1 protein-coding gene is annotated in these 4,400 nt (G+C 72.7%); it reads right to left on the bottom strand.

The genetic code is table 11. The annotated features are described in order from the left end of the window. Positions 1-4,400: SDR family NAD(P)-dependent oxidoreductase (locus ACGFNH_RS32645; protein WP_393660001.1), on the bottom strand; the 4,400-nt coding region annotated here is incomplete at both ends.

Below are 4,400 nucleotides of genomic sequence, written 5' to 3'. Positions count from 1 at the left end.
AACGCCTGCATCAAACGACCCCGGGCAACGACAAGACGGCACGCGTCGGCCAGCGACCACACACCCGCCACATGCGCCGCCGCCAACTCACCGATCGAATGACCGACGAGGACATCCGGACGCACACCCCAGCTCTCCAACAACCGGAACAACGCCACCTCAAGCGCGAACAACGCAGGCTGCGCAAACTCCGTACGATTCAACCGCTCGGCATCCCCACCGAACACCACCTCCCGCAGCGGCAGTTCGAGCTCTTGGTCGACGTGCGTGCACACGGCGTCGAAGGCCTCGGCGAAGGCGGGGTACTCCTCGTACAACTCCCGGCCCATACCGAGCCGCTGGGCGCCCTGGCCGGCGAAGAGGAACGCCGTACGGCCGTCCGGCTCGGCGGTTCCGGTGACGATGCCGTCGGCACGGTCGCCCTCGGCGAACGCGGTGAGGGCGCCGACGAGTTCGGCGTGGTCGGTGCCGATGACGGCGACCCGGTAGGGCTGCGCCGATCGGTGCGCGGCGAGCGACCAGGCGAGATCGAGCGGGGTGGCACCGGGGTGCTCTCTCAGATGTGCGAGGAGGCGTGCGGCCTGGGCGGGCAGGGCTTCAGGGGTACGGGCGGACAGCACCCAGGGCAGCAGGCGGGGCGGTGTCGGCGGCATCGCGGAAGGAGTGGCGGGCGCCGAGTCGTCGTCGGCGTGTGACTCGGGGCTCTCGGAAGGCTCCTCGTGGGGCGCCTCCTCGATGACCGCATGGGCGTTGGTGCCGCTGACGCCGAACGCGGATACGGCGGCGCGGCGTGTACGGTCCTGCGCGCTCGGCCAGTCCCGCTGCTCGTTCAGCAACTCCACCGAACCGGCCGACCAATCGACATGCGACGACCGCTCCTGCGCATGCAACGTCCGCGGCAGCACCCCATGCTGCATCGCCAGCACCATCTTGATGACCCCGGCCACACCAGCAGCGGCCTGCGTGTGACCGATGTTCGACTTCACCGACCCCAGCCACAACGGCCGCTCACGATCCTGACCATACGTCGCAAGCAACGCCTGCGCCTCGATCGGATCACCCAAGGCCGTACCCGTACCATGCGCCTCCACCGCATCCACATCAGCAGGCTTCAACCCCGCCGACGACAACGCCGCACGAATCACCCGCTGCTGCGACGGACCATTCGGCGCCGTCAAACCATTACTCGCACCATCCTGATTGACCGCAGAACCGGACACCACCGCCAACACCCGATGGCCATTCCGCCGCGCATCCGAAAGCCGCTCCACCAGCAGCATCCCGACACCCTCGGACCACCCCGTACCATCCGCACCCTCCCCGAACGCCTTGCACCGACCATCCGCCGCCAACCCCCGCTGACGCGAAAACTCCACAAACACACCCGGCGTCGACATCACCGTCACACCACCGGCCAACGCCACATCACACTCACCACTACGCAACGCCTGCACCGCAAGATGCAACGCCACCAACGACGACGAACACGCCGTGTCCAGGGTGACCGCCGGGCCCTCCAGGCCGAGCGCGTACGACACCCGGCCGGAGGCCAGGCTGGCCGCGCTGCCGGTCAGCAGGTGGCCGCGTACGTCGTCCGGTACGTCGGTGAGTGTGGCGCCGTAGCCCTGGTGCCCGCAGCCGACGAACAGGCCGGTCCGGCTGCCGCGCAGTGACCGCGGGTCGAGGCCGGCCCGCTCGACGGTCTCCCAGGAGACCTCGAGGAGCAGCCGCTGCTGCGGGTCGATGGCGACCGCCTCGCGCGGCGAGATGCCGAAGAAGGCGGCGTCGAAGTCGGCCGCGTCGGACAGGAAGCCGCCCTCGTTGACATAACTGGTGCCGGGGCGCTGCGAGTCGGGGTCGTAGAGCGTGTCGAGGTCCCATCCGCGGTCCGTCGGAAAGGAGGAGATGGCGTCGCCGCCGTCGGTCAGGAGGTCCCACAGTTCCTCGGGCGAGGTGATCCCGCCGGGAAGCCGGCAGGCCATGGCGACGATCGCGATCGGTTCGGCATCCGTGCCGCTGCCCGCAGGGGGCAGGTCCGTGCCGGGGGCCGGCCCGACGGACGGCAGGGTGCCGTCGTCGAGTGCGTGCATCAGGTGGTCGGCGAGGACGACCGGCGTCGGGTGGTCGAATACCAGGGTTGTCGGCAGGGCGAGGCCGGTGGAGGCTGCCAGCAGGTTGCGCAGTTCCACGGCGGTGAGCGAGTCGAAGCCGCAGTCCTGGAAGGCGCGGGTGGGCTGGATGGTCTCCGGCGTCGGGTGGCCGAGCGCGGTGGCCGCGCTGCGGCGTACCAGCTTGAGCAGCAGTTGCCGGCGCTCGGCGGCACCCAGCGGGGCGAGTTCGGCGCGCAGGCCGGCGCCGCCCCCCGCAGTGTGGGCGTCTTGGGCCGCCGTCATGGCGCGGACGGCCTCCGGGATGCGGCTGAGCAGCGCGGCGCCCGGAAGGCCCCGCCGCCCGGAGGCGACCTTGGCCCAGTCGACGTCCGACACGAGCGCCCAGGTGTCGCCGTGGGCGAGGAGCCGGCCGAGGGCGGTGAGTGCCGGTTCCACCTCCATGGGGGCCAGGCCGCCGCGACGCAGCCGGGCCCGTACGACGGGGTCGTCGGCCATACCGCCGCCGGACCACGGACCCCAGGCGATCGAGGTGGCCGGGAGTCCGGCGGAGTGCCGCTGCCGGGCGAGGGCGTCGAGGTAGGCGTTGCCGGCCGCGTATCCGGCCTGGCCCGCGGAACCGAGCGCACCGGCGATGGACGAGAAGAGCACGAACGCGTCGAGGGGGGCGTCGAGTTGCCGGGTGGCCTCGTCCAGGTTGGCGGCCGCCCGGAGCTTGGTGCGCAGGACGGTGGCGTAGCGCTCGGGGTCCATGGCGGTGAGCGGCGCGTCGTCGAGGACGCCCGCGACGTGCAGCACCGCGGTCAGCGGCAGGTCGGCCGGTACGGAGGCGAGCAGTTCGTCCAGAGCGGTCCGGTCGGCGGGGTCGCAGGCGGCGATCGTGACCCGGGCGCCCGCCTCTTCCAGTTCGCGCCGCAGCGCGTCCGCGCCGGGCGCGTCCGGGCCGCGCCGGCCGACGAGGAGCAGATGCTCGGCGCCTTCACCGGCCAGGCGGCGCGCCACGTGCGTGCCGATGATGCCGGTGCCGCCGGTGATCAACATCGTTCCGGTGAGCCGGAGTTCGGGACGGTCGTCCTCGCCGTCGCGGTCGAGGGGGACCAGCCTGCGGGCGAAGGCAGCGGAGTCCCGTACCGCCAGCTCGTTCTCCTCACCGGGCTCCGCGACGAGCGCCACCAGCCGGGCCAGCGCCCGCCGGTCCGGCCGCGCGGGCAGATCGATGAGGCCGGCCCACAGGTCGGAGTGCTCGACGGCCACGGTACGGCCGAGGCCCCAGGTGGTGGCCTGAACCGGCCGTGCGAGCCGGTCGGCGGCACCGACGGACACCGCAGACCGCGTGGCGGCCCACAGCCGGGCCCCGGTGCCGGTCCCGGCCAGCGCCTGCACCAGCAGCGTGTTGAGGTGCAGACCCAGCGGGAGTTCGGCATGGGCCGCGTGGGGTGTCTCGGTCAGGGCGAGCAGGGACAGCAGGTGAACCGGGCCGCCGGGGTCCGCGACGGCCTCGGTCAGCGCCGCCGCGACCTGGGCGCGGTCCGCGTCCATGGGCAGGGGTACGGATACGGCCACGAGCCCGGTGCCCGCGTCCGCCCCGGCGGTGGAGAACGCGTCCAGCACGGCTGCGGCGGTCTCGGCCGCATCCGGGTCGCCCTCGCAGAAGGGCACGAGCCAGACGCCCGCCGGAGAACCCGAAGGGGACGGCAGCGGCGTCCATATCTCCCTGTACTGCCAGGAGTCGGCGGTGGCCCGCTGCACACTGCGGTGGTGCCAGGCCGTCAGGGCGGGCAGTACGGGTGTCAGGACGTCCGGGTCGAGCGCGAGCCGCTCCGCCAGATCCTGGACGTCGCCCCTCCGCACGGCAGCCCAGAACGCCGAGTCGACGGCGTCCGCGCGGCCGTCCTCCGCGTCCGACGCGGCGTCGGTCAGCCAGTACCTCCGCCGCTGGAAGGCGTAGGTGGGGAGGTCGATGCTGCGGGTGCTCGGGAAGAGCGCGGGCCAGTCCGGGCTCTGCCCGTGCACATGCAGGGCACCGACGGCCGCGAGCAGGCTTTCCGCCTCCGACCCGTCCTTGCGCAACGCGGGCACCACCACGCGCTGCTCCACGGCGGACTCCGGGTCCTCCTGCGGGGAGGGCAGGGCTGCCTGGGCGAGGGCGGAGAGGGTGCCGTCCGGGCCGAGTTCGAGGTGGCGGGTGACGTTCCGGTCCGCGAGGGTGCGGACGGCGTCGGCGTACCGGACCGTCCGGCGGACGTGGTCCACCCAGTACTCCGGCGAGCACAACTCCTCTGCCGTCGCGGC

The organism is Streptomyces sp. NPDC048639 (assembly GCF_043199075.1).
Taxonomy (GTDB): domain Bacteria; phylum Actinomycetota; class Actinomycetes; order Streptomycetales; family Streptomycetaceae; genus Streptomyces.
The sequence above is the reverse complement of the archived record's forward strand: the minus strand, read 5'-3'. Positions and strand labels throughout refer to the sequence as shown.